Genomic DNA, 25,210 nt, shown 5'->3' with positions numbered 1-25,210 from the left:
ATCCGCGACAATCTATCCGGCCGAACAAGGAGCCCGCATGTCCCGCGAGATCATCCAGACCGATAACGCCCCGGCCGCCATTGGCCCCTATTCCCAGGCCGTGCGCGCCGGCGACACCCTGTACCTTTCGGGCCAGATCCCGCTGGATCCGGCCACCATGGAACTGGTGAGCGGCGGCATCGAGGACCAGATCCGCCAGGTATTCGCCAATCTCCAGGCCGTCCTGGAGGCCGCGGGCGCGAGCACCGCGGACATCGCCAAGCTGAACATCTTCCTGACCGACCTGACCCACTTCCCGCTGGTCAACGAAATCATGGGCGAGGTCTTCGGCGAGCCCTACCCGGCACGCGCCGCGATCGGCGTGGCCGCCCTGCCCAAGGGCGCCCAGGTGGAGATGGATGCCATCGCCTGGTGCCCGCGCGGCTGAGCAGCCGACGCGAGCCCCTGCGGTGGACCTGCAGGCCCCGCTGACCACCCTGAAGGGTGTCGGCCCGGCGGTGGCCGAGCGCCTGGAACGCCTGGGCCTGGCACAGGCCGGGGACCTGCTGTTCCACCTGCCCCTGCGCTTCGAGGACCGCACCCGGCTGACCCCGATCGCCGCGCTGCGCCCGGGCCTGGCCGCGCTGTTCGAGGGCCGCGTCACCCATGCCGAGGTGGTGCACCGCCGCCGGCGCATGCTGGTGGTCACCCTGGCCGACGACCAGGCGCAGATCCTGCTGCGCTTCTTCCACTTCGGCGCCAACCAGCAACGGCGCCTGGGCCCCGGCACACGCATCCGCGCCTTCGGCGAGCCGCGCGGCCTGCCCGGGGCGCTGGAATGCGTGCATCCGGAGCTCCAGACCGTGGGGGATACCCCGCCCGCGCTGGAATCGCACCTGACCCCGATCTACCCGACCACCGAGGGCATCTCGCAGAAGCTGCTCCGCCAGCTGGTCGCACACGCCCTGCCGGGCATGCAGGCCCTGCCCGATCTGCTGCCGGAGCTGTCCCGCCAGGGCCTGCCCGGGCTGCACGCCGCACTGGAACAGCTGCACCATCCCCCGGCGCGGGCCGATGCCCTGGGCGAACTGGATACCGCGGAGAACCGCAGCCCGGCGCGCACCCGCCTGGCGCTGGAGGAGCTGTGCGCCCACCAGCTCGCACGCATGCAGCAAAGCCGGACCCCACAGGACGCGCGCGGCGCCCCGGTCATCCAGCCGCCCGGGGCGCTGTGGCAGCAACTTCGCGAACAGCTTCCGTTCGCGCCGACCGGCGCGCAGGAACGCGTGACCGCCGAGATCTTCGCCGACCTGGCGCGACCGCAACCGATGAACCGGCTGGTGCAGGGGGATGTGGGCTCGGGCAAGACCCTGGTGGCAGTCGCGGCCGCACTGGCCGCGGTGGAGGCCGGCTTCCAGGTCGCCTTCATGGCCCCCACGGAGCTGCTGGCGCGCCAGCACGGGCGCAACCTCGCCCAGTGGCTGGAACCGCTGGGGATCGCGATCGCCTGGCTGGGCGGACGCCAGACCGCGAGCGAACGCGGCCAGCTGCTCGCCGAACTGGCCGCGGGCCAGCGGCAGGTCGCCATCGGGACCCACGCCCTGTTCCAGGAGGAGGTCCGCTTTCACCACCTGGGGCTTGCGATCATCGACGAGCAGCACCGCTTCGGCGTGCACCAGCGCATGGCCCTGCGCGACAAGGGCAACGGGTACATGCCGCACCAGCTGATCATGACCGCCACGCCCATCCCGCGCACCCTGGCCATGGCCCTGTATGCGGAACTCGCCAGCTCGGTGATCGACGAGCGCCCGCCCGGGCGCACGCCGGTACGCACCGCGCTGATCAGCCACGAGCGCCGCGACGAGGTCATCGAGCGCATCCGCGCCGCCTGCGGCTCCGGCACCCAGGCCTACTGGGTCTGCCCGCTGGTGGAGGAGTCGGAACAACTGGAGGCGGAATCCGCGGAGGCCACCGCCGAACGCCTGCGCGAAGCGCTGCCGGAACTGACCATCGGCCTGGCCCACGGACGCATGAAGGGCCCCGAGCGCGACGCGGTGATGGAGCGCTTTCGCGCGGGGGCAATCGACCTGCTGGTCGCCACCACGGTCATCGAGGTCGGCGTGGACGTACCCAACGCGAGCCTGATGATCATCGAGAACGCCGAGCGCATGGGACTCTCGCAGCTGCACCAGTTGCGCGGCCGGGTCGGGCGCGGCAATACCGCCTCCGCCTGCGTACTGCTCTACCGCCCGCCACTGGGCGAGACCGCGCGCGAGCGCCTGGAGGCGATGCGCCGCACCGACGACGGCTTCGAGATCGCCGAGGTTGACCTGAAACTGCGGGGGCCGGGAGAACTGCTGGGCACGCGCCAGACCGGCGATCGCAGCTTCCGCGTCGCCGACTGGACCCGCGATCAGGACCTGCTGGACGAGGCCACCACACTGGCCGCACGAATCGAGAACGACCCAGCCCGCGCCGGCGCCCTGATCGAACGCTGGCTGGGCAGCGCCACCCGCTACGCCACCGTGGGGTAGGAATTCACCACGAAGCCCACGAAGGCACGAAGGAGGTCAACCTCAAGAGCGGCTTGAACCACAGAGATCACGGAGGACACAGAGAAACATCAGAATTGCGGAGCACCGTCAATGATCGGTGCATCGACAGGGATGCAGACCCCGGCAATCCCGGCATCCTTGAGTGATCTTCTTTTCTCCGTGTCCTCCGTGCCCTCTGTGGTGAAAAGCCCTTGACCTTCTTCGTGCCTTCGTGGGCTTCGTGGTCGAAACATCCCTCAGGGCCTCAGGAGCGGGCCCTCGACGGCGTCGCGGGCGTCGCGGCCGGCGAGCTGTTCGATCAGGGTCAGGGCGAAGTCCATCGCGGCGCCCGGGCCGCGGCCCGTGATCAGGCGGCCGTCCACCTCCACCGGGGCGCCGGTGGACGGGATCCCGGCGTCATCCAGCGCGCCGGTGAAGGCCGTCACGCGCCGGCCTTCCAGCAGACCGGCCTCGGCCAGCGCCTTGGGTCCGGCGCAAACCGCCGCCAGGTAGCCGTCGCGCTCCGCCTGCGCCCGCAGGAGTCCCTGCACCCGGGCATCGTCGCGAAGGTGATTGGCCCCAGGCAGACCACCCGGCAGGACGATCAGGTCAAAGGCCGCATCCAGCACCTGGTCCAGGGTGGTATCCGGCTGGATGACTGTTCCGCGCGAGCAGGTCACCGGCCCGGGCTCCAGCCCGGCCACGGTGACCTCGAATTGCGCGCGGCGCAGCAGGTCGATGATGGTGACTGCCTCCAGTTCCTCGGCCCCGGCAGCCAGGGGCACCAGTACGTTCGGCATCGGTTCTCCGTCGATCGCGACCCCGCCGCGCTCAGCGGCGGTTGTAGAAGTTCAGGCCCTTCAGCAGGTTCAGCGCCTCGCTCAGGCCGTAGTCGCGCTCGGCCAGGGCCTCGCCATTGTCCTCGTCATCCGCGTCCACCGACTCCGGCAGACCGTCCCGGCCCATGCGGGCGCCGCCGTTCTCGCTGTCACTGCGCTGCACCACCAGTTGCTGCAGGCGGATGTCCGGCTCGATCCCGTCCTCGTTGATCGCGCGACCCTCGGGCGTGAAGTAGCGCGCGGTGGTCAGCTTGATCCCGGTGTTCTGGGTCAGCGGCAGGATGGTCTGTACCGAGCCCTTGCCGAAGGTGTTCTGGCCCATGACGACGGCCCGCTTGTGGTCCTGAAGCGCGCCCGCCACGATCTCCGAAGCCGAGGCCGAACCGCGATTGACCAGCACCACCATCGGCGCGCCCTTGAGCACGTCGCCCGGCGAGGCCTGGTAACGGAACTGCGAGTCCTCCAGACGGCCCTCGGTGTAGACGATGAGGCCGTCCTCGAGGAACGCGTCCGAGACTCCCACGGCCCCGTTCAGGATGCCGCCCGGGTTGTTGCGCAGGTCCAGCACCAGACCCTTCAGCTCGCCCTGCTCCTGCAGGTCCTCGACCGCCCGCACGAGATCGCGCGCGGTGCGCTGCTGGAAGTTGCTGATGCGCACATAGCCAAATCCGTCCTCCAGGATCTCGGAGCGCACGCTCTGCACCTGGATCACATCCCGGGTGATGGTGATCTCCATCGGTCGGTCCTCGCCATCGCGCAGCACGGTCAGGGTGATGTCCGACCCTTTCTCGCCGCGCATCTTGGCGACCGCGTCGGACAGCGACATGCCCTTCACCGACTCGCCGTCCAGGCGGATAATCAGATCACCGGCCTCGATCCCGGCACGGCTGGCGGGGGTGTCGTCGATCGGCGCGATGACCTTGACGAACCCGTCTTCCATGCCCACCTCGATCCCCAGGCCACCGAACTCGCCGGAGGTGCCGACCTGCATGTCCTCGAAGTCCTGTTCGTCCAGGTAGGCCGAGTGCTGGTCCAGACCGGACAGCATCCCCTGGATCGCGTTGTCCAGCAGGTCCTTGTCGTCGACCTCGGTGACGTAATTGCGCTTGATGCGCATATACACGTCGGTGAAGCGCTGCAGATCCTCCACCGGCAGGGCGGATTGCGCGCCATTGTCGCGGTCGGCGTAGACGGCCACCGAGACACTCAGCATGACCCCGACGACCAGTCCGACGATCAGGGCGTATCCGGTGCGACAAGACTTGCTCATTACCTTTCCTCGTTACGTGAGGTGATCAGTGTGAGGATGGTAGCACCGGCAATGTGATGGGCGCCTGAATGCAGGCGCTCCATCCGCCTTTTGCCGGACCCCGGTCTCACTTCTCTCTGTCTACTGAGAGGGCCACCAGCCCTCGGGGTTCAATGGTCCGCCGTTATGCCGGATCTCGAAGTAGAGTCCGGGCGCGATCGCCTCGCTGCCCGCGCCGGCCACGGCCAGCTGCTCGCCAGCGCCCACCGTTGCGCCTTCTGCCACCAGGATCTCCTCCACATTGGAGTACAGCGTCAGGTAGCGCTCGCCGTGATCCACGATCACCAGGAAGCCGTAGCCCTGCATCCAGTCGGCGTAGACCACCTGCCCGTAGTGCACCGCACGCACCGCCGCGCCGTTCTCGACCTCCAGCACCGTGCCGCGCCAGCGCGAGCGCAGGCGACTGCCACGGGAATCATTGAAGCTGCGGATTACCCGGCCGTCGGCCGGCCGCGGGAGTTCGCCCTGCAGCTCGGCGAAGGCCACGTCGGGTTGCGCGGGGGCGGAGTTCCCGGGGGCCTCGGCGCGCGCCGCGCTGCGCGCCTCGACCTCCTCGATCACCGCCTCCAGCGTCTCCGCGTTGCGCTGCAGGCGTTCCAGCTCCAGCGCCTCGTCCTCGATGGCCGCCTCCAGTTCCGCCATGGCCTGGCGCTGGCGCGCCTCTTCGCGTTCCAGGTCCGCGACCGCGGCGCGCGCCTGTTCCTCCTGTTCCGCCAGGACCGCGCGTTCCCGCGCCAGGGCCTCGCGCTCCGCCTCCAGCCCCTCGATCCGGTCGCGCAACGACTCCAGCGCCTGCTCCCGGGCCTCGCGGATACGCACGGCGAACGCCACCTGGTGGCGATCGTCCCCGCCCTGACCGTTCAGGCGCCCGACGTGGCGTTCGCGCTGCCACTGGTCGCGCACCAGCCGGGCCGCCGCGCGGCGTTCCGTCTCCAGGCGCTCCCGGGCCTCTTCCACCCGCGCCTCCTGGTCGGCGACGACCGCCTCCTGGCGCGAACGCGCCTGCGCCAGCTCGCGCAACTCGCGGCGCGAGTCCTCGGTCCCGCGCGCGGCATCCGCCAGCAGGGCCTCCAGTTCCTGCAACGCCGCGTAGCGCTCCTCCTGGGTGCGTTCCAGGTCCTGGATCGCCTCGCGGGTCTCGCGCAGTTCAGCCTCGGGTTCCAGCGCCAGGGCCCCCGGGGCCAGCAGCAGACCGGCCAGCACTCCGCACCAGAACGGGGCGCGGAGGCCATATGGATGACTCAGGATTGCGCAGATTCGCATATCGGGGTACGTTTAGGTTCTTATATTCTGACCCGGTTGCGAGGATTTCCCTCGCTCGCAAGAGAGGTATGCCGTGAGCCACGAAACGGTTGAAGACGATCTGTCCGTCGAAGACGGCCTGATGTCCCAGGACGAGGATATCGAACGGGCCTCGCGCTCGCTCAAGGCCATGTCCCACCCGCTGCGCCTGAAGATCCTCTGCATTCTCGGCGATCGCGAAATCAGCGTACAGGAAATCGTCGACCAGGTCGGGACCTCGCAGAGCAACATCTCGCAGCACCTGGGCATCCTGCGCGACAAGGGCATCCTCGCCACGCGCAAGGATGCCAACCGGGTCTACTACCGCGTGGGGGACTCCCGGACCCTGCGCCTGATCGGTATGATGCAGGACGTTTTCTGCAGTTCCTGACAATCACCCCTCCGATCCGGTCTCCCGAATGCTTGAACGCCTGCCCGAATTTCTCGCCAATCACCCGATCCTGACCGGCGCCCTGCTGGCGGTGATCGGGATGATCCTGTTCGTCGAACTCCGACGCCTGAACCGCAAGTACCGCTCCCTGTCGCCGGCCGAGGCGGTGCGCGTGATCAACCAGGACGACGCCCTGGTGCTGGACGTACGCGAGGACAGCGAGGTCGCGGCCGGCCGCATCGGAGGCGCCAAGCACATCCCGCTGGGCAGCCTGAAAAAGCGCATGGGCGACATCGAGAAGTACAAGGACAAGCCCGTGGTGGTCTACTGCCGCAGCGGCAACCGTTCCGCCAGCGCCGCGCAGCAGCTAACAGCGGCCGGGTTCGAGGACGTGGTCAACCTGCAGGGCGGCATCCAGGCCTGGCAATCGGCCAACATGCCCATCAAGAAGAAGTAATGCAGTTCGAAGTCTACTCCAGCGGGCGCTGCCCGTTCTGCCTGCTGGCCCGGCGCCTGCTCAACCAGCGTGGCTATCCGTTCGCGGAATACGCCGTCGACCGCGAACCGGGCCTGCGTGCCGAGATGGAGCAACGCGCCGACGGCCGTACCTCGGTCCCGCAGATCTTCCTCGGTGAGACCCACATCGGCGGCTTCGACGAACTGCAGGCGATGGACAGCAGTGGCGAACTGGCGCGCCTGGCCGCCGCGGCAGGGGTCGAGCCGACAGCCGCCGGCAGTCCCGGATAACCGGCAGCGCCCGCACCACCGGGCAGCGCTTCCGGCCACCGCACCCGCAAGGCGCGCGCATCCCCTTACAATGCCCCGATTCAAGACGACTGCGAGATAGAACATCATGGCTGAAGAGAACTCCCCCAACAGCGGCAACGGCGCGGCCCAGGGCGAACAGAACGACCGTCCCGATTTCTCCATTCAGAAGGTCTTCATCAAGGACCTCTCGTTCGAGGCGCCGGACTCCCCCGAGGTGTTCATGCGCGAGTGGAAGGGCGAGACCAACATCCAGCTGAACACCAACGCGCGCCCGATCGACGAGGCCGCCGGGGCCTTCGAAGTGGAACTGGGCCTGACCGTGACCACCGAGTCCGACGGCAAGACCGCCTACCTGGTGGAAATCAAGCAGGCGGGCGTCTTCATCGTGCGCAACTTCCCCGAGGACCAGCGCAATCACCTGCTGGGCGCCTACTGCCCCAACGTGCTGTTCCCGTTCGCCCGCGAAACCGTCGCCGACCTGGTCCTGAAGGGCGGCTTCCCGCAGCTGCTGCTGCAGCCGGTGAATTTCGAGTCGCTGTACGCCCAGCACCTCCAGGAGCAGAAGCAGCAGGCCGGCGGCGAGCAGACCGCGCCCAGCCAGCAGGCCTGACGCCAGGCCCCCGAAGGACCTGGCGTACCGACGCGAGCGCGTACATGAAGCATGGGGTTTCCTAGGATGCGCATCGCGGTCCTCGGCGGCGGCTGCTGGGGCACGGCGCTGGCCCTGCATGCGGCGCGGCTGCATGCCGACGTGGCCCTGTGGGTACGCGGCGATGACACCGCCGCGCGCCTGCAGGCCGAGCGCGAGAATGCCCGCTACCTCCCCGGCCACCGCTTCCCGGACAACCTCCGCGTCAGCGCCGACCCCGCGATCGTCGACGGCCGCGATCTGGTCCTGATCGCCGTCCCCTCCGGCGCCTTCCGCGCGACCCTGCGCTGGCTGGCCCCGCGGCTGGCGCGCGGACAGGTGGTGGCCTGGGCCACCAAGGGCCTGGAGACCGCCACCGGCGCCTGGCTGCACGAGATCGCCGAGCAGGAACTGGGTCCGGAACACCCGCCCGCCCTGATCTCGGGCCCCTCCTTCGCCGCCGAGGTCGCGCAGGAGCAACCGACCGCACTGTCCGTGGCCTCCACCGACGAAGGCCATATGGATCGCCTGGTGGAGGCGCTGCACGGGCGTTCCCTGCGTCTGTACCGCAACACCGACGTCATCGGCGTGGAGCTCGGCGGGGCCCTGAAGAACGTGCTGGCGGTGGCCACGGGCATCGCCGATGGCGCCGGGTTCGGCGCCAATGCCCGCGCCGCCCTGATGACCCGGGGGCTGGCCGAGATCCAGCGCTTCGGCGCCGCGGTGGGCGCCCGCCCTGCCACCCTTACCGGCCTCTCCGGGCTGGGTGACATGATCCTCACCTGCACCGACAACCAGTCGCGCAACCGCCGCCTGGGGCGGATGCTGGGCGAGGGGGTGGACCTCGAGACCGCCCGCGCACGGGTCGGCCAGTCGGTGGAGGGCGTGGAGACAGCCCGGGTCGCCGTGGTGCGGGCCGAGGCACTGGAGGTGGAGATGCCGATCTGCGCCGAGGTACACGCCGTGCTCTACCAGGGCCGCCCGGTGCGCGACACCGTGCGCCGCCTGCTGGAACGCGACCCCACGCGCGAAGAGGGCTGACGCAGCGCCGGTAAAACCCTCGCGCGGCACCCGCACAATCGCCCCGCGCCCCGGGTTGCGGCTACCGTGGCGCTACACGTGAACGCAACGGAGGCAGGGATGAGCAAGGCCTGGAAGGAACTGGACCTGGAGGGCGGCGGCCTGCAGTCCATCAATGCCAAGCTCGCCAGCGAGATGCGCACCCGGCCCGCGGCCTACGCCGCGTGGGTCCTGTTCCCGCTGGGCCTGCACCGCTTCTACCTGCGCGAACCGCTGGGCGGCGCCGGCTTCCTGGCGCTCACCGCGATCACCCTGGCCCTGGCCTTTTTCGTACCCGCCCTCTGGTGGCTGCTACCCTTGGGCGCCGGTGTGCTGTGGGCGCTGGTGGACCTGTGGTGGATCGACCGCCGGGTCACCGACTACAACAAGGAACTGCGCAAGCAGGTCTTCCTGCGCAAGGGACACAAGCCGCCGCAGGACTACCGCGGCCGCTACACCAGCGACGAGGATGCCCGCCGCGAACTGCAGGAGTATCAGCGCATCAAGGACGCCGAAAAGCCGGGCCAGTCCGGCCAGGCCGGCGCCAGCGACCGTGACCGCGACGTGGGCGGCAAGCGGCGCATGCCCAGCTTCAACGAGCAGGAAGCCATGCTGCGCCAGATGCGCAAGGACCGGGGCGAAGGCGGCGACAACGGCTGACGCCGGCGCGCCGCCAGCCCGGATCAGTTGTCGCCGGGGCGCCACACGCCGCTGGCTTCCTGCGGCGGCGGCGCGGCCTGCTTGCGACTCTCCACGTCCACGAACACCGACTCGGTGAACTGCGACAGCTGCTTCAGGTATTCCTTGCGCTCGTTCACCGACTCCGGCATCTGCGCGACCATGAACCCGGTAATGGCGCTCAGGTACTGGACGGCCACGATGGGCTGTTGCGCCTTCGGATCCACCTCGGTCAGCACCTCCTGGACCTTCTGGATCAGCTCGCCGGACAACTGCAGGGTATCGCTCATGGGGCTTCTCTCGCGGTTCGGTTGACGATGGGCGCACAGGCTACGGCAAGCCCCGCCCACCCGAAAGTGGGCGCAGGATGCGCGGGCCTTTCTCCTCTACCCACCGCCCATTTTGTTTACCACGAAGCGCACGAAGGCACGAAGAAAGGCAACTTCAAGAGCGATTTGAACCACAGAGGACACGGAGGACACTGAGAACATCAGGGTTGGACGGAAGCGTGTGTCGATCGGCCTGCAGCGATCCACGTGGTCCCTCGTCATGCACGGCCCTTGGCTTGTTTTCTCCGTGTCCTCCGTGCCCTCTGTGGTGCAACGATTTTGCCCTTCTTCGTGCCTTCGTGGGCTTCGTGGTGAAAACTCGGGGCGCAGGTCAGGAGCGCCGGGGCACGTCGTCCTCGTCGCGGGCCTCGGGGGCGTCGTCGTCCACGTCGAAGTCCTCGTGGACGCGGTCCGGCGGGATCGTCCACGGCTCGCTCGGCGCGACCGTGTGCTCGCCCGGGCGCGGTGCGTAGCGCTCGTCTTCGAGCCCGCGCATCAGGCCCACCACCATCATCAGCATCACCAGCGAGAACGGCAGCGCCGCCAGGATGACCGCGTTCTGCAGGACCTCCAGCCCGCCGGCCAGCAGCAGGACCCCGGTCACAAGCCCGATCATCGCCCCCCACAGGATCAGGTGGATCGCCCGATGCTCGGTGGATCCATGGGCCAGCAGGGTATTGATGACCACGATCCCGGCATTGGCGGAGGTCAGCAGGTAGGTCGCAATCAGGATCGTGATCAGAATCGCCCCCGTCTTCGCAATCAGCCAGGGCTCCAGGGTCTCCATGGTGGCGAAGGTCGCCATGGTCAGGTCCTCGGACACGCGCTCGGCGATGTTCGCGATGCCCTCGACCTCGGCATGCAGGGCCGTGCCGCCCAGCAGCGCGAGCCAGAAAAAGGTGATCAGGGTCGGCACCAGCAGCACGCCCATCACGAACTCGCGCAGCGTGCGGCCGCGCGAGATGCGCGCGATGAACAGCCCGACGAACGGCGCCCAGGCCAGCCACCAGCCCCAGTAGAATACCGTCCAGTCGGAATGCCACTCGTCCATGTGGTGGGCATGGGTGTACAGCGAGAGCCCCAGCAGGTTCTGCAGGTAGCTGCCGCTGGACTGCACGACCAGCGCCAGCAGGTACTGGGTCGGCCCTGCCACCAGCAGCAGTCCCAGCAGCGCGACACTGAGCCAGAGGTTGGCCTGGCTGACCCGCTGCACCCCCGCCTGCATCCCGGTCACCACGGACACGATCGCAACCACCGTCAGCAGCGCGGTCAGCATCAGCAGTCCGCGGTGCCCCTCCAGGGAGAGACCGACGGTGTGCGCCAGCCCGGACTCCAGTTGCTGGATCCCCAGGCCCAGCGTCGTCGCGATCCCGAATACGGTGGCGATGATCGCCAGCAGGTCGACCAGGTCTCCCGGCCAGGTATGACTGTACTTGCCGATCAGCGGGTGCAGGGCCGAGCGCAGGGCCAGAGGCTGACCCTTGCGAAACCCGAAGTAGGCCAGGATCAGGGCCAGCAGAGCGAACACGCCCCAGGCATTCAGCCCCCAATGGAAGTAGGTCAGGACCATGGACATGTCCGCGGCCGCGGCCCGGTCGCCATTGTCGATCAGGAACGGGTTCCCGCCGTAGTGCGACAGCGGCTCGGCCACCGCCCAGAACAGAAGCCCCACGCCCATGCCCGCGGCGAACAGCATCGACAGCCACGACAGGGTGGTGAATTCGGGGACCTCGTCGTCACGCCCCAGACGCACATTCTTGTAGCGCCCGACCCCGAGCCAGACCACCATCACCAGGAAAAAGGCCATGACGACCACGTAGTACCACTCCAGCAGCGGCGTCACGAAGGTACGCGCATCGCCCACCACCGCGCCCAGCTGCTCGGTGCGATACACCCCCAGCAAGGCGATGATTACCACCAGGATCAGCGCGAGCGGCGCGACACGCGGATTCAGGCCCTTGAATGGGCCACGGGTGGCAACGTTGTACATCGGGTGTCCTTTGGCTTGAGTGGGGGCGCGCCGGACCGCACGCCCCCGATGTGCGCTCAGGTACCGGTGGCACCCGCCGGCGCGGCACGACAATCCGTGCGGAAATCCTGAATGACCTGATGCACGAACGCCAGCTTGGCGATGGCGGTGGCCGTCAGCACAAAGGGATAGACATGCGGATGGCCCATGCTGCGGTTGAGGCTGTTGAGGGCGCTGACCAGCGGCAGCCAGTGCTCCATCAGCACATCGAAATCCGCCGCGGCATAGGCATCGAAGGCCGGTGCATCGGCCTGCGCGCCCAGCCGTGCCGACGGGCCGGCACCGGGCACGATGTCCATGTTGTAGGCGGACGCCGTATCCAGGGTATCCACGATGTGCAGGTAGTGGGCCCAGGTCTCGGCCCAGTCCTCCCAGGGATGGGAACTGGCATAGGCGGAGACGAACGAGGCCTGCCATTCGGCGGGCGGCCCCTCGGCATAATGGCGTCGCAGGGCTTCGTCATAGTCCGCGCGCTCGTCGCCGAAGCACTCGCGGAAGGCGGCGTGCCAGGGGGTATCGCGGATCAGGCGGTCCCAGTAGTAGTGCGCGGACTCGTGGCGGAAATGGCCGAGGATCGTGCGATAGGGTTCGGCCATCGCCTCGCGCATGCGCTCGCGGACCGCCGGGTCGGCCTCGGCGATATTCAGGGTAATGAGTCCGTTCGCATGACCGGTGACCACGCCACCGCCCTCGCGGAACTCGGGGGCCGTGTCGGCCAGGAAGTCGAATGCGATCCCCTTGGGATCATCACGGCGCGGCACCACCGGCAGACCCAGACGCAACAGCCCGTAGACCAGGCGCCGCTTCTCCGTCTCCAGGCGCTCCCACAGGCGCGCATTCCCGGGGACACTCAGGTCGGGTATGGTCCGATTCAGGCGACAGGCCACGCAGAACGGGTCGGCGTCGCCATGCGGCACCATCCAGTTGCAGATCGCGTCCACCGCGTAGTGGCGACACTGGCGGTACAGCGCCCCGTCCGGCTCGTCCGCCACGCGCCACAATCCGCCGGGCACCGGGTGCCCGCGGGCATCCGTGGCCTCTCCTGCCGGCGCCAGGGCCGACACCTCCAGACGATCCGGGAGAAACCCCAGCCGGTGACCACAGCGTGTGCAGTAGGTGTTGTCGAAATACACCCCCTGCCCACAGAACTCGCACTCGAACAACTGCATCGCGTTCCCCGTTGAACCGCCCGCCCGCTCAAAGCGCGGCCGGGTTGCCCCAGACTACGCCGATTCCGCTGCCCCGTCGCGGTGCAGAGGCCGCCGCGGCGCGGCCATTACCGATCCTCCACCCGGGACAGGAGTTCCTCGACCCGCTCCAGCGCCAGCGGATGCGACAGGATGCCGGCATGCGTGGTCGCCACACCGAAGACCGAGGCCGCCTCGCGCTGGGCCGGCGGGTGCAGCATGCTGGCCAGCGTGACCACCCCGTCCGCGGTCGCGCGCGCCCCCCCTTCGCCGCGCTGGTAGCTGAACACCAGATGCATCTCGGTTGCCCCCGCACCCGGAAGCGGAAACAGGCCTTCCAGGAAATCGCTGCCCGGCGCCATGTCGCGCCAGGCCGGGATCACAACCGGCGAGCGATCCACCCCCTGCTGCGCCCGCTCGTGCCCGGCCCAGGGCGTGGACAGGGTGATCATGACAGGCACCGGTGCCGCCGCCTCGCGCCGGGCGCGCTCGTTCAGGAAACCCCGGGCCACCAGCCCGCCCATGCTGTGCGCCACCACCGGCAGCGACTTGACCCCGTGACGCACTTCCAGTTCCTCCACCACCTGTGCCAGATGCGCTGCCGCCGACTGCAGTGGCAAACCGGAGGCGTAATAGTAGAACCACGGCTGATAACGCTCGCGGTCCAGAACCTCCAGCAGCCCGGCAAAGTCCCGCGGCGAGCCGTTCATCCCGTGCACGAACAGCACCGGCGTCCGCGTCGGGTCATGGGGCTCGAGGAAATACACGCCCGCGTAACCGTCCATCACGAAGTCCAGGGGTCGCCATTGGCTGCCCCGCGCCACCTCGGACGCAAAACGCGGGTCATCCAGATGGGTAATCGCGCCGAAGGCGGTCACCCGCCCCAGGCTCAGCGGCAGATCGCTGGCGCCCTCGGCACCCACCAGGCCGCGCGTTGCCGGCAGCGCAACCGGGTGGGTCAGGCGATGGTCCCCGTTCACGCGGATCTCGATCCCGGTCAGCCGCCCGCCGGGGCCACAGTCCAGCGCCTCGCCACCGGCCACATACTGGACCGAGGCACCGGCGGGCTGGGCCCGATCACCCTCTTCGTCGCGGAAGGCCAGCACGCGGTAGCGACCCGGCTCCAGGCCGAAGAACCAGCTCCCGCCCTGGGCGCTGACGACGTGATCCACCGGCTCGGGCACCCCGGCACCCGCGACCGGCTCGCGGAATACCGCCACCACATAGGGCCCCGTCCGACCGGCCTCGGACGCCGTCGCGTCCGGCCCCACCGTGCCGCTGATCACACAGGCCCCGCCCATGCGCGCAAGCTGTTCGCGCGCATCCAGCAGCGAACACCCCGCCAGCGCGAACCCCAGCGCCAGGACCGCAACCAACCGTACCACCGTCATCACGAACATCCCGTTCCGTCCTTCCTGCCCCCGAGTGTAGCGGTCCGCGCCGAGCGACTCGCCCCGCGCGCCGGATTTCAATCCGGGCGGTCCCGGTCTCCGGACCGCGGATCGTGCCGCGCGTAGCTCGCCGCCTCCATCTCGGTCACCTCGACGGTGATCACCGCCTCCCCGACCCGGTCCTGCAGGGCGCGCAGGACCGCCTCGCTCAGCGCCTGGCGCTGCGCCAGCGAACGTCCGGACTTGAGACTCACCTCGACATGCACGAAGGGCCGCACCGCACCCCCGACCCGATACTGCGCCACCGGGTGGGCGCGCACCTTGATATGCGATTCGGGGAACAGCCCCGATGCGTGCGCCGCCTTATGCACGGCGTCCAGCCAGACGGCCACCTCCGGCCCCGCGGCCAGGTCCTGCGAGTATTCGACGATCAGATGCGGCATACCCAAAGCTCCCTCGGCGTGCGCGGCGCGGCTCGCAGGCCGCATTGCGCCGGGTCCGCAATGGTGTCGCAACACGGACCCGGCATGAAAAAGGCCCGCTCGGGGCGGGCCTTGTCACGGGTGCAGGATAGCGGACGGATCAGGCCGCGGCCGCCGCCCGGGTGAAGGCCAGCTGCTCGCCGGCCATGTCCACCTCGATGGTGTCGCCGGGGCCGAACTCGCCGGCCAGCAGCGACTGCGCCAGCGGGTTCTCCAGCTGGGTCTGGATCGCCCGCTTGAGCGGGCGCGCCCCGTAGACCGGGTCGAAGCCCGCGGCCCCCAGGTGATCCAGCGCGGCGTCGGTGATGGTCAGGCCCAGGTCGCGCTCTTCCAGCCGCTTGCGCAGGTACTGCAGCTGGATATCGGCGATCGCGCGGATCTGTTCGCGCTCCAGCGGATGGAACACCACCACGTCGTCCACACGGTTGATGAACTCGGGACGGAAGTGCTGCCCGACGATCTCCATCACCGCGCCCTTCATCGCCGCGTAGTTCTCCTCGCCGGCCATCTCCTGGATCTGCTGCGAGCCCAGGTTGGAGGTCATCACGATCACCGTATTGCGGAAGTCCACGGTGCGGCCATGCCCATCGGTCAGGCGGCCGTCATCCAGCACCTGCAGCAGCACGTTGAAGACATCCGGGTGCGCCTTCTCGACCTCGTCGAGCAGGATCACGGAGTACGGCTTGCGGCGCACGGCCTCGGTCAGGTAGCCGCCCTCCTCGTAGCCGACGTAGCCCGGGGGCGCCCCGATCAGCCGCGCCACGGAGTGCTTCTCCATAAACTCGGACATGTCGATGCGCACCATCGCCTCTTCGGTGTCGAACAGGAACCCGGCCAGCGCCTTGGTCAGCTCGGTCTTGCCCACGCCGGTCGGGCCAAGGAACAGGAACGAGCCGTTCGGGCGGTTCGGGTCGGACAGGCCCGCCCGCGAGCGGCGGATGGCGTTGGCCACCGCGCGCACCGCCTCGGACTGGCCGACCACTCGGTCACCGATGGCCTCTTCCATGCGCAGCAGCTTGTCCTTCTCGCCCTCCAGCATCTTGGAGACCGGGATGCCGGTCCAGCGCGAGACGACCTCGGCGATCTCCTCGTCGGTGACCTTGTTGCGCAGCAGCTGGGTCTCCTGGCTCTCCATCTCGTGAGCCATGGCGAGGGACTTCTCCAGGTCCGGGATACGGCCGTACTGCAGTTCCGACATGCGCGACAGATCCCCGGCGCGGCGGGCCGTCTCCAGCTCGGTACGGGCGCGCTCGAGCTCTTCCTTCAACTGGGCCGCCCCGGAGACCGAGGCCTTCTCGGACTTCCACACTTCTTCCAGGTCGGAGTACTCGCGCTCCAGGCGTTCGATCTCCTCCTCCAGCGTGCCCAGGCGCTTCTTCGAGGCGTCGTCGGATTCCTTCTTCAGGGCCTCGCGCTCGATCTTCAGCTGGATCAAGCGCCGTTCCAGCCGGTCCATGGACTCGGGCTTGGAGTCGATCTCCATGCGGATGCGCGAGCTGGCCTCGTCGATCAGGTCGATCGCCTTGTCCGGCAGCTGCCGGTCGGTGATGTAGCGCTGCGACAGCTGTGCGGCGGCGACGATCGCCGGGTCGGTGATCTCGATCCCGTGGTGGACCTCGTAGCGCTCCTTCAGCCCGCGCAGGATGGCGATGGTGTCTTCCTGCGTGGGCTCGTCCACCAGCACCTTCTGGAAGCGGCGCTCCAGCGCGGCGTCCTTCTCGATGTTCTGGCGGTATTCGTCCAGCGTGGTCGCGCCGATGCAGTGCAGCTCGCCGCGCGCCAGGGCCGGCTTGAGCATGTTACCGGCGTCCATCGCGCCCTCGGCCTTGCCGGCGCCCACCAGGGTGTGGATCTCGTCGATGAACAGGATCACGCGACCCTCTTCCTGCGACAGCTCCTTGAGCACGGACTTCAGCCGCTCCTCGAAATCGCCGCGGTACTTGGCCCCGGCCAGCAACGCCCCCAGGTCCAGCGCCAGCACGCGCTTGTCCTTGAGCCCCTCCGGCACCTCGCCGTTGATGATGCGCTGCGCCAGGCCCTCGACGATCGCGGTCTTGCCCACACCCGGCTCGCCGATCAGCACCGGGTTGTTCTTGGTGCGCCGCTGCAGCACCTGGATCGAGCGGCGGATCTCCTCGTCGCGCCCGATTACCGGGTCCAGCTTGCCCTGCTCGGCGCGCTCGGTGAGGTCGATGGTGTACTTGTCCAGGGCCTGGCGGTTCTCCTCGGCGTTCGGGTCGTCCACCTGGGCCCCGCCGCGCATGTCCTCCACAGCCTTCTCCAGGGAGTCCTTGTTGGCGCCAGCGTTGCGCAGCATCTCGCCGACACCGGCCTTCTCGTCGATCGCCGCGAGCAGGAACAGCTCGCTGGGGATGTACTGGTCCTTGCGCTCCTGGGCGAGCTTGTCGCAGACGTTCAGCATGCGCCCCAGGTCGTTGGAGACATGCACCTCGCCCGCGGCGCCTTCCACCTTCGGCAGGCGATCCAGCGCCTCGCCCAAAGCGGAGCGCAACTGGCGCACGTTGGCGCCGGCGCGGTCGAGCACGTGACGGATCGTGCCCCCCTCCTGGTCCAGCAGGGCCAGCAGCAGGTGGGACGGCTCGATGAACTGATGGTCGCGGCCAACCGCGAGCGACTGTGCGTCCGCGATGGCGGACTGGAATTTGGTGGTCAGGCGATCCATTCGCATTGGGAAACCCCTCGGTCGAATCTTGTTGAACTGACACCAACGTTGGGGACAATCCCCCCGGCTTCAAGGATAGACGCGCGGAAACCGCTACGCGGGGCCAGAGCCGAGGCTCGCCGCGAAACCAGCGTCGGGGTGTATCCAGCGACTGCCACGGCCCCTGGCAGGGCCTCGCCGTGACAGGTGGCTATCGCGCGGGGTCGGGGGCGAACCACACGAGCGTGCCCATGCGGCCGGTCGCTCCGTCGCGACGATAGGAATAGAAGGTCTCCGCCTCGGTGAAGGTGCAGCGGCCCCCGCCGGCGACCTGCGCCACACCGGCCCGCTGCAGCCGCTGGCGCGCCAGCCGGTAGAGATCCGCCAGCAGGCGCCCCCCGGCACCGGGCCGAAACGCGGCATCGGCCTCCGGATCCTGCGCCCGGAAGGCCTCGCGCACCTCGGGCCCGACCTCGAAGGCGACGGGTCCGATGGCAGCCCCCATCCAGGCCCGGATTGGCACACCTGGCCGCAGGCCGTTCAGCGCCAAGATCGTTGCCTCCAGCACCCCATCGGCCAGCCCACGCCAGCCGGCGTGGGCCACCCCGACCGCCGCGCCGTCCACTGTCGCCAGCACCACGGGCAGACAATCGGCGGTCTGCACGGCGCAGATCGCCCCCGGCCGGTCGCTGACCACCGCATCGGCCTCGGGCGTATCGCCCGCCTTCAGCGCCGCCTGCAGGGCATCGGCGGTGATCACGGTCGTCCCATGGACCTGGCGCGGCCAGGCGATGGGCGCGGCGCACCCCAGGGACTGTTCCAGTCGGCGCCGGTTTTCCGCCACGTGATCCGGGGCATCGCCAGTATGCAGGGCCAGATTCAGCGCGGCCCAGGGCCCGGTACTGACGCCACCCGTCCGGGTCGTCTGCAGCGCGTGCACCCCGGCCGGGAGTTCCCCGGGCCCGGGTTTCAACAGCGGCAGGGCCTCAGACATCCCCGTCCTCCCGGGCATCGGCGCGCAGGGCCGCGAGCAGGGCCTCGAAATCCTCCGGCAGCGGGGCCTCGAAGGCGCAGGGCTCGCCCGTCTCCGGATGCTCGAACTCCAGGCGGGCCGCATGCAGGGCCTGGCGCTTGAAGACCGCGACCGTCGCCTTCGCCGCGTCGCCCATGCCCTTCACCGGGCGCGGACGACCGCCGTAGGTCAGATCCCCCACGATCGGGTGGCGGATATGTGCCATATGCACACGGATCTGGTGCGTGCGCCCGGTCTCCAGACGTACGTTCAGCAGGGTGTGCGCGGGAAAGCGCTCCGCCACACGGTAATGCGTGACTGCGGGCTTGCCGGCCGCGGTCACGGCCTGGCGCTTGCGATCAACCGGATGACGCCCGATCGGCTCGTCGATGGTGGCCCCGCTGATCACTCGGCCCTGGACCAGGGCGCGGTACTCGCGGTGCACGCTGCGCGCCTGCAATTGGCGCACCAGGGCGGTCTGGGCCTCGGGCGTACGCGCGACCACCATCAGGCCGGTGGTGTCCTTGTCCAGGCGGTGGACCACTCCGGCGCGCGGCAGCTGCGCCAGCTCCGGGGCGTGGTGCAGCAGGGCATTGACCAGCGTGCCGTCGCGATGCCCGGCCGCCGGGTGGGCCACCAGCCCGGCCGGCTTGTTGACCACCAGCACCGCGGCGTCCTCGTACACGATGTCCAGCGCAATGGCCTCGGGCCGGGCCTCCAGCACCGGCGCCTCGGGCGCCGTCAGCTCGACCCGCTCGCCCCCGCGCACCGGCGTGCGCGGGCGGGGCGAGCCACCATCCACCCGCAGCGCGCCCTCCTTCAGCCACTGGGTCAGCTGGCTGCGCGAGTACTCCGGGAACAGCCGCGCCAGCGCGGCATCCAGGCGCTGTCCCGCCGCTTCTTCCGGCAGACAGGCCTCCCGCGGTTCACTCATTGCGCGGCCTCCCGCTCGTCGCCACCGGGGCTTGATGTTGTAGAATCCCTGCACTTCGGTTCATCTGTGAGGCCTCGCCGTGATTTCTGTCCCGCACCTGTCGCGCCTGCTCGTCGTTCTGATTGTGGCGCTCGTGGTCGCCGGCTGTGCCGGGCGCGAAGACCCCACGCTCGGCTGGTCCGCCAGCCAGCTCTACGGCGAGGCCAAGAACGCCCTGAACGAGGGCAACTACGACCAGGCCGTCGAATACTACGAAAAACTCGAGGCGCGCTATCCCTTCGGGCGCTATGCCCAGCAGGCGCAGATCGAGATCCCCTACGCCTACTACAAGGCCGGCGAGCCGGAACCCGCCCTGGCCGCGGTGGACCGCTTCGTGCAGCTGAACCCGCGCCACCCGAACCTCGATTATGCGTACTACCTGCGCGGGCTGATCAACTTCAACCGCCAGCAGGGCTTCCTCGCCAACCTGTTCCCGCGCGACCCCGCCGAGATGGACCCGGAGCCCTTCGACCAGGCCTTCCAGGACTTCGACCGCCTGATCCGCGAGTTTCCCGACAGCCGCTACGCCCCGGACGCCTACCAGCGCATGATCTACATCCGCAATGCGCTGGCCGCCTACGAACTGCGGGTGGCCGAGTTCTACATGGAACGCACCGCCTGGGTCGCCGCCGCGCAGCGCGCCCGCAACGTGGTGGCCGTATACCCCGGCTCCGAGGTCATGCCGAAGGCCCTGGCCGTGCTGCATCGCGCCTACACCGAGCTCGGCCTGGACGATCACGCCGAGAACACCATGACCGTGCTGGAGCTGAACTACCCGGACGCCGCCGTGGCCGTGCGCGCGGGCGAGCCGGTGGAACTGGAACGCGAGGAACGCCGCGGCCTGTGGCGCGTGATGGACCGCATCCCCTTCCTCACCAACTGAGTTGGCACCTCCCGGCGCTGTTTGGACTCACCACGAAGCACACGAAGGCACGAAGAAGGGCAAGGTCAAGGGCGTTTGCACCACAGAGTGCACGGAGGACACGGAGAAAATCAGGGCTGCAGGGCAAGGCGCATCGAGCTCCGTCTGAGTCATCGAACATCACCAATTTAGGCCTTTCTCTGTGTGCTCCGTATCCTCTGTAGTGAAAAGGCTTTTAACCTCCTTCGTGCCTTCGTGCGCTTCGTGGTGAATCCAAGCGACGCCGAAAGGCAGGTCGCTCAGAGGGCCTCGCTGCCCTCTTCGCCGGTGCGGATGCGGACCACGCGCGACATATCCGACACGAAGATCTTGCCGTCCCCGATCTTGCCGGTGCGCGAGGCCTTCACGATCGCATCGATGCAGGGGTCGACCCGGTCGTCGTCCACCACCAGTTCCAGCTTCACCTTGGGCAGGAAATCGACCACGTATTCCGCGCCCCGGTAGAGCTCGGTGTGGCCCTTCTGGCGCCCGAAGCCCTGGACCTCGGTCGCGGTCATCCCGGCGATACCCATCTCGGTCAGGGCCTCGCGGACATCTTCCAGCTTGAACGGCTTGATGATCGCCTCGATCTTCTTCATGCGAATCCCTTTGGTTGTGCCCGCTGCGCAGGCGCTTGTCTCACCCCTGAAAGTGTATCAAACCCCCGGGGCTGCGCTGTGGTCCTCGCCTTCTCGCGACGTTCGACGCTGCTTGGAATCGACCACGAAGCACACGAAGGCACGAAGAAGGGCCAGGTCAAGGGCGTTTAACAGGAAGACGGGAAGGCTGGAAGAGGGCCTGTGGTTGATCGGGGAAGTCCTTTCCGGTCCGCAATATGCCGCCGTTTCGGATACGTCGGACGGAGCGAGGCACCGAGTCAGTATTGTCGGGGCCCTAAGACCGCAGCCCGGGACACCCCATTCAGAACCTTCGGTACTTCCTGTCTTCCTGTGAACCGTCCTTGACCTTCTTCGTGCCTTCGTGTGCTTCGTGGTGAACTCTGCGCGCGTCGGCGCGGATCAGTCCGGGCGGTAGCCGGAGGTGATCGGGTAGCGCCGGTCGCGGCCGAAGGCGCGCGGGCTGACCCGTATTCCGGGCGCGGCCTGGCGGCGCTTGTACTCGGCGATGAACACCATGCGGGCGATGCGCTCCACCGTGGGGCGGTCAAAACCCTGCGCGACGATCTCGGCGACGGACCGTTCCTGTTCGACAAAGGCCTCGAGGATCGCGTCCAGCACCTCGTACGGCGGCAGCGAGTCGGCATCCTGCTGATCCGGCGCCAGCTCCGCGCTGGGCGGACGTTCGATCACCCGTTCCGGGATCGCCGGCCCGCGCGTGTTGCGCCAGCGCGCCAGGCGATACACCCACTGCTTGGAGACATCCTTCAGCGGCGCGAAACCGCCATTCATGTCGCCGTACAGCGTGGAGTAGCCCACCGCCATCTCGGATTTGTTGCCCGTGGCCAGCAACAGCTTGCCGCTGCGGTTGGACAGCGCCATCAGGAGCACGCCCCGGGCGCGCGCCTGCAGGTTCTGCTCGGTTACGTCCCCCGCCCCGGCCGGATACGCGGACAGGGCATCTCCCAGCCCCGCCATGAAACTCTCGACCATCGGTTCGATCGCGATCTCGTGATACTCCAGTCCCAGCAGCCGGGCCTGTGCCTCGGCATCCTCGATGCTGATCGAGGCGGTATAGCGATAGGGCATCATCACGGCCGTGACCGCCGCCGGGCCCAGGGCGTCGGTGGCCAGCGCCGCGGTCAGTCCGGAGTCGATCCCGCCGGACAGGCCCAGCAGCACCCCGGGAAAGCCGTTCTTGGTCACGTAGTCGCGGATGCCGATCATCAGCGCCTGGTAGAGGTCGCGGGCATCGGCCTCGTCCGGTTCCGGACCGGGGTCGGTCAGCGTCGGCCGGATGCCGCAGGCGGACAGGTGCAGGTGCTCGTCGCGGGGGTGCAGAATCGGACCCTGCACCCCGCGGCGCGCCTCCACCTGCCCCAGGCCGGTCGCCCAGGCCGGCAGCACGGCCCGCGCGCCGTTGACCGGATCCTGCACGAAGGAACGACCGTCAAAGACCAGCTCGTCCTGGCCACCTACCTGGTTCACGTAGACGACCGGGCAACCGGTCTCGGCGACGCGCTGGCCCACCACGCGCAGGCGTTCCTCGGCCTTGCCGCGGTGGTAGGGCGACGCGTTGAGATTCAGCAGGAGCTCGGCCCCGGCGGCCCGCGCCGCGGTCGCCGGGGCCGGCTGCCAGATGTCCTCGCAGACCGTCAGTCCGACCCGCCAGCCGTCCAGTTCGACCACGCAGGCCTCGGTGCCGGCGACGAAGTAGCGCTCTTCGTCGAACACCGAGTAATTGGGCAGGACCTGCTTGGCATAGCGCGCGATGCAGGCCCCGTCGCGCAGCCAGAGCGCCGCGTTGATCAGGCCCGCCTCGCCGTGCACCGGGGCGCCCAGGATCACATCGATACCCCGCGCCGCCTCGGTGATCGCGGTCACCACGCGCTCCACGCCCAGCAGAAACGCCGGACGCAGCAGCAGGTCCTCCGGCGGGTAGCCGGTGACCGCCAGTTCGGGGAACACCACTGCGCGGGCGCCGCCGGCGCGGGCCTGTTCGATCGCCTCGAGGATGCGGTGGCGGTTGTCCTCCAGACCGCCCACCACCGGGTTGATCTGGGCCAGGGCCAGACGCAGGGGCGAATCGGCGCTCATCCGCGGATCAGACCAGTGCGGACTGCATCGCGGCGCCCAGTTCCGCCGGGCTCTCGGCCACGGTCGCACCGGCCTCGCGCAGGGCGGTCATCTTCTGCGCCGCGGTGCCCTGACCACCGGCGATGATCGCCCCGGCATGGCCCATGCGCCGGCCCGGCGGTGCGGTGGCGCCGGCAATATAGGCGGCCACCGGCTTGTCGAATTCGTCCGCGATAAAGCGCGCGGCGCGTTCCTCGGCGTCGCCACCGATCTCGCCCACCATCAGCACGCCGTCGGTCTCCGGATCCTCGCGGAACAGGCGCAGGCAGTCGACAAAGTCCAGGCCCTGGATCGGGTCACCACCGATGCCCACGCAGGTGCTCTGGCCCAGTCCAAGGTCCGAGGTCTGCTTGACCGCCTCGTAGGTCAGCGTACCCGAGCGCGAGATGATGCCGATGCGCCCGCGGCGATGGATGTAGCCGGGCATGATCCCGACCTTGCAGGCATCCGGGGTGATGATGCCCGGGCAGTTGGGGCCAATCAGGCGCGTCGGGCTGCCGGCCAGCACCTGCTTGACCCGGACCATGTCCTGTACCGGGATGCCCTCGGTGATGCAGACCGCCAGCTCGATCCCGGCGTCCGCCGCCTCGCAGATCGCGTCCGCGGCGAACGGGGCCGGCACGTAGATCATACTGACGGTCGCGCCGGTGGTCGCCACCGCGTCGGCCACGGTATCGAACACCGGCCGATCCAGATGGGTCTGCCCGCCCTTGCCGGGGGTTACGCCCCCGACCAGGCGGGTCCCGTAGGCGATGGCCTGTTCCGAGTGGAAACTGCCCTGCTTGCCGGTGAAGCCCTGACAGATCACCTTGGTGTCGCGGTCGACGAGAATGCTCATGCCACGGCCTCCACTACGGCCCGCGCTGCCGCGTCCAGATCAGCGGCCGGGATCACGTCCAGGCCCGAGTGCGCCAGCGCACTGCGGCCCTGCTCGGCGTTGGTGCCCTCCAGGCGCACCACCACCGGCACCTGGACCTGCACCTCGCGGATCGCGGCGATGATGCCCTCGGCGATCAGGTCGCAGCGCACGATGCCGCCGAAGATGTTGACCAGTACGGCCTTCACCGAGGCATCGGACAGGATCAGCTTGAAGGCCGCGGTCACCCGCTCCACCGTCGTGCCGCCACCGACATCCAGGAAGTTGGCGGGTTCGCCGCCGTGGTGCTGGATCAGGTCCATGGTCGCCATCGCCAGGCCGGCACCGTTGACCATGCAGCCGATGGAGCCATCCAGGCGGATGTAATTGAGGTCGTGCTCGTGCGCCTGTTCCTCGGCCGGGTCGCGCTGGCGCGCGTCGCGCTCTTCGAACAGCGCCTTCTGGCGGTAGGCTGCGGAGTCGTCGATGGTCAGCTTGGCGTCGATCGCCAGCAGCCGGTCATCGCCGGTCAGCACCAGCGGGTTGACCTCGAGCAACTGGGCATCGAGCTGCTGGAACAGGGCATGCGCGTTGGTCACCAGCTGCGCCATGGCCTTGGCGGCGGCGCCGGCCAGGCCCAGGGTCGAGGCCACCCGGCGGCCATGAAACGGCATTACCCCGGTGGCCGGATGGATCGGCAGGGTCACGACCGCCTCGGGGCGCTCGGCCGCCAGCGTCTCGATATCCATGCCGCCCTCGGCGGAGACCACCAGCGCCAGGCGCTCGCGCGCGCGGTCCACCAGCATGGCGAAGTAGAATTCGCGGGCAATATCCACCGCCGGCTCCAGCAGCAGCTGGTCCACCGGCAGCCCCTCGGGGCCGCTCTGGCCGGTGACCAGGCGCGAACCCAGCAGGTTCTCCGCCGCCGCGCGCGCCGCATCGAGGGAATCCGCCATCACCACGCCGCCGGCCTTGCCACGACCGCCGGAGTGGACCTGGGCCTTGACCAGCACGCGCTCGGTACCCAGCGCCTGCCAGGCGCCGGGTAGTGCATCGATCGCGGTGATCACCTGACCGTCGGGAACGGGGATGCCGGCGTCGCGAAAGCGCGCCTTGGCCTGAAATTCGTGGAGATTCATGGGCGTCGAGGATAGCGGCGCGCCCCCGGC

Annotated in this window: 24 protein-coding genes; 9 read left to right on the top strand and 15 right to left on the bottom strand. The window is 68.9% G+C overall.

Annotated elements, in window-relative coordinates; translation table 11 throughout:
* Window positions 1-37: 37 nt before the first annotated feature.
* Window positions 38-427 (top strand): RidA family protein, encoded by a 390-nt coding sequence (locus H609_RS0112870; protein ID WP_018878288.1) that lies wholly within the window; start codon window positions 38-40, stop codon window positions 425-427.
* The gene (recG, locus tag H609_RS0112865; protein ID WP_081659452.1) at window positions 399-2,513 is read left to right on the top strand and encodes an ATP-dependent DNA helicase RecG; all 2,115 of its coding nucleotides are present in this window, start codon (window positions 399-401) and stop codon (window positions 2,511-2,513) included. The genes H609_RS0112870 and recG overlap by 29 nt, the downstream gene beginning before the upstream one ends.
* A 257-nt stretch (window positions 2,514-2,770) precedes the next feature.
* On the opposite strand, the gene H609_RS0112860 is transcribed toward recG, so the two are convergent.
* From H609_RS0112860 to H609_RS0112850, 3 genes are all read right to left on the bottom strand, one after another.
* Window positions 2,771-3,313 (bottom strand): DJ-1 family glyoxalase III, encoded by a 543-nt coding sequence (locus H609_RS0112860; protein WP_028485104.1) that lies wholly within the window; start codon window positions 3,311-3,313, stop codon window positions 2,771-2,773.
* 31 nt (window positions 3,314-3,344) lie between these two features.
* Complete coding sequence (locus H609_RS0112855) at window positions 3,345-4,622, bottom strand: S41 family peptidase (RefSeq protein WP_018867159.1); 1,278 nt, start codon at window positions 4,620-4,622, stop codon at window positions 3,345-3,347.
* Window positions 4,623-4,742: 120 nt separating this feature from the next.
* A complete protein-coding gene (locus H609_RS0112850; RefSeq protein WP_028485103.1) occupies window positions 4,743-5,924 on the bottom strand; it encodes a murein hydrolase activator EnvC in 1,182 nt (393 codons plus the stop codon).
* Between the two features lie 73 nt (window positions 5,925-5,997).
* Here H609_RS0112850 and H609_RS0112845 point away from each other — a divergent pair, with 73 nt between their 5' ends.
* From H609_RS0112845 to H609_RS0112820, 6 genes are all read left to right on the top strand, one after another.
* Window positions 5,998-6,333 carry a helix-turn-helix transcriptional regulator gene (locus H609_RS0112845; protein WP_018867157.1) on the top strand — a complete coding sequence of 112 codons (336 nt, stop codon included), beginning with the start codon at window positions 5,998-6,000 and terminating at the stop codon, window positions 6,331-6,333.
* A gap of 28 nt (window positions 6,334-6,361) precedes the next feature.
* The gene (locus tag H609_RS0112840) at window positions 6,362-6,790 is read left to right on the top strand and encodes a rhodanese-like domain-containing protein (protein ID WP_018867156.1); all 429 of its coding nucleotides are present in this window, start codon (window positions 6,362-6,364) and stop codon (window positions 6,788-6,790) included.
* Window positions 6,790-7,080: a glutaredoxin 3 gene (gene grxC / locus H609_RS0112835; protein WP_018881631.1), complete on the top strand. Its 291-nt coding sequence runs from the start codon at window positions 6,790-6,792 to the stop codon at window positions 7,078-7,080. The genes H609_RS0112840 and grxC overlap by 1 nt, the downstream gene beginning before the upstream one ends.
* Window positions 7,081-7,186: 106 nt before the next feature.
* The gene (gene secB / locus H609_RS0112830) at window positions 7,187-7,711 is read left to right on the top strand and encodes a protein-export chaperone SecB (RefSeq protein WP_018867154.1); all 525 of its coding nucleotides are present in this window, start codon (window positions 7,187-7,189) and stop codon (window positions 7,709-7,711) included.
* A 66-nt stretch (window positions 7,712-7,777) separates the two neighbouring features.
* Entirely contained in the window at window positions 7,778-8,770 is a 993-nt protein-coding gene (locus H609_RS0112825) for an NAD(P)H-dependent glycerol-3-phosphate dehydrogenase (RefSeq protein ID WP_018878283.1), read from the top strand.
* Between the two features lie 99 nt (window positions 8,771-8,869).
* Window positions 8,870-9,448 carry a hypothetical protein gene (locus H609_RS0112820; RefSeq protein ID WP_018867152.1) on the top strand — a complete coding sequence of 193 codons (579 nt, stop codon included), beginning with the start codon at window positions 8,870-8,872 and terminating at the stop codon, window positions 9,446-9,448.
* A 23-nt stretch (window positions 9,449-9,471) separates the two neighbouring features.
* On the opposite strand, the gene H609_RS0112815 is transcribed toward H609_RS0112820, so the two are convergent.
* The 8 genes from H609_RS0112815 to rluD form a co-directional block, all read right to left on the bottom strand.
* A complete protein-coding gene (locus H609_RS0112815) occupies window positions 9,472-9,756 on the bottom strand; it encodes a hypothetical protein (RefSeq protein WP_018867151.1) in 285 nt (94 codons plus the stop codon).
* A gap of 370 nt (window positions 9,757-10,126) precedes the next feature.
* Entirely contained in the window at window positions 10,127-11,785 is a 1,659-nt protein-coding gene (locus H609_RS0112810; protein ID WP_028485102.1) for a BCCT family transporter, read from the bottom strand.
* 56 nt (window positions 11,786-11,841) lie between these two features.
* Window positions 11,842-12,993, bottom strand: coding sequence for a putative zinc-binding metallopeptidase (locus H609_RS0112805; protein WP_019583930.1), 1,152 nt, complete (start codon window positions 12,991-12,993; stop codon window positions 11,842-11,844).
* 107 nt (window positions 12,994-13,100) lie between these two features.
* Window positions 13,101-14,411, bottom strand: coding sequence for a hypothetical protein (locus tag H609_RS0112800; RefSeq protein ID WP_028485101.1), 1,311 nt, complete (start codon window positions 14,409-14,411; stop codon window positions 13,101-13,103).
* A gap of 68 nt (window positions 14,412-14,479) precedes the next feature.
* A complete protein-coding gene (locus H609_RS0112795) occupies window positions 14,480-14,845 on the bottom strand; it encodes a 5-carboxymethyl-2-hydroxymuconate Delta-isomerase (protein ID WP_028485100.1) in 366 nt (121 codons plus the stop codon).
* A gap of 139 nt (window positions 14,846-14,984) precedes the next feature.
* Window positions 14,985-17,567 carry an ATP-dependent chaperone ClpB gene (gene clpB / locus H609_RS0112790; RefSeq protein WP_017940397.1) on the bottom strand — a complete coding sequence of 861 codons (2,583 nt, stop codon included), beginning with the start codon at window positions 17,565-17,567 and terminating at the stop codon, window positions 14,985-14,987.
* 190 nt (window positions 17,568-17,757) lie between these two features.
* Complete coding sequence (gene pgeF / locus H609_RS0112785; RefSeq protein ID WP_028485099.1) at window positions 17,758-18,540, bottom strand: peptidoglycan editing factor PgeF; 783 nt, start codon at window positions 18,538-18,540, stop codon at window positions 17,758-17,760.
* Complete coding sequence (gene rluD / locus H609_RS0112780) at window positions 18,533-19,492, bottom strand: 23S rRNA pseudouridine(1911/1915/1917) synthase RluD (RefSeq protein ID WP_028485098.1); 960 nt, start codon at window positions 19,490-19,492, stop codon at window positions 18,533-18,535. The genes pgeF and rluD overlap by 8 nt, the downstream gene beginning before the upstream one ends.
* A 79-nt stretch (window positions 19,493-19,571) precedes the next feature.
* On the opposite strand from rluD, the gene H609_RS0112775 reads away from it, so the two are divergent.
* Complete coding sequence (locus tag H609_RS0112775; protein ID WP_028485097.1) at window positions 19,572-20,414, top strand: outer membrane protein assembly factor BamD; 843 nt, start codon at window positions 19,572-19,574, stop codon at window positions 20,412-20,414.
* Between the two features lie 278 nt (window positions 20,415-20,692).
* On the opposite strand, the gene H609_RS0112770 is transcribed toward H609_RS0112775, so the two are convergent.
* The 4 genes from H609_RS0112770 to sucC form a co-directional block, all read right to left on the bottom strand.
* Entirely contained in the window at window positions 20,693-21,031 is a 339-nt protein-coding gene (locus H609_RS0112770; protein ID WP_017940393.1) for a P-II family nitrogen regulator, read from the bottom strand.
* A gap of 420 nt (window positions 21,032-21,451) precedes the next feature.
* A complete protein-coding gene (locus tag H609_RS0112765) occupies window positions 21,452-23,146 on the bottom strand; it encodes an NAD+ synthase (RefSeq protein ID WP_028485096.1) in 1,695 nt (564 codons plus the stop codon).
* Between the two features lie 7 nt (window positions 23,147-23,153).
* The gene (sucD, locus tag H609_RS0112760) at window positions 23,154-24,023 is read right to left on the bottom strand and encodes a succinate--CoA ligase subunit alpha (protein ID WP_018878278.1); all 870 of its coding nucleotides are present in this window, start codon (window positions 24,021-24,023) and stop codon (window positions 23,154-23,156) included.
* Entirely contained in the window at window positions 24,020-25,180 is a 1,161-nt protein-coding gene (gene sucC, locus H609_RS0112755) for an ADP-forming succinate--CoA ligase subunit beta (RefSeq protein WP_028485095.1), read from the bottom strand. The genes sucD and sucC overlap by 4 nt, the downstream gene beginning before the upstream one ends.
* Window positions 25,181-25,210: the final 30 nt, after the last annotated feature.

The organism is Thioalkalivibrio sp. ALE17, assembly GCF_000425605.1.
In the GTDB taxonomy this organism is placed as follows: Bacteria; Pseudomonadota; Gammaproteobacteria; order Ectothiorhodospirales; family Ectothiorhodospiraceae; genus Thioalkalivibrio.
This window is presented reverse-complemented; position numbering and strand designations above follow the sequence as displayed.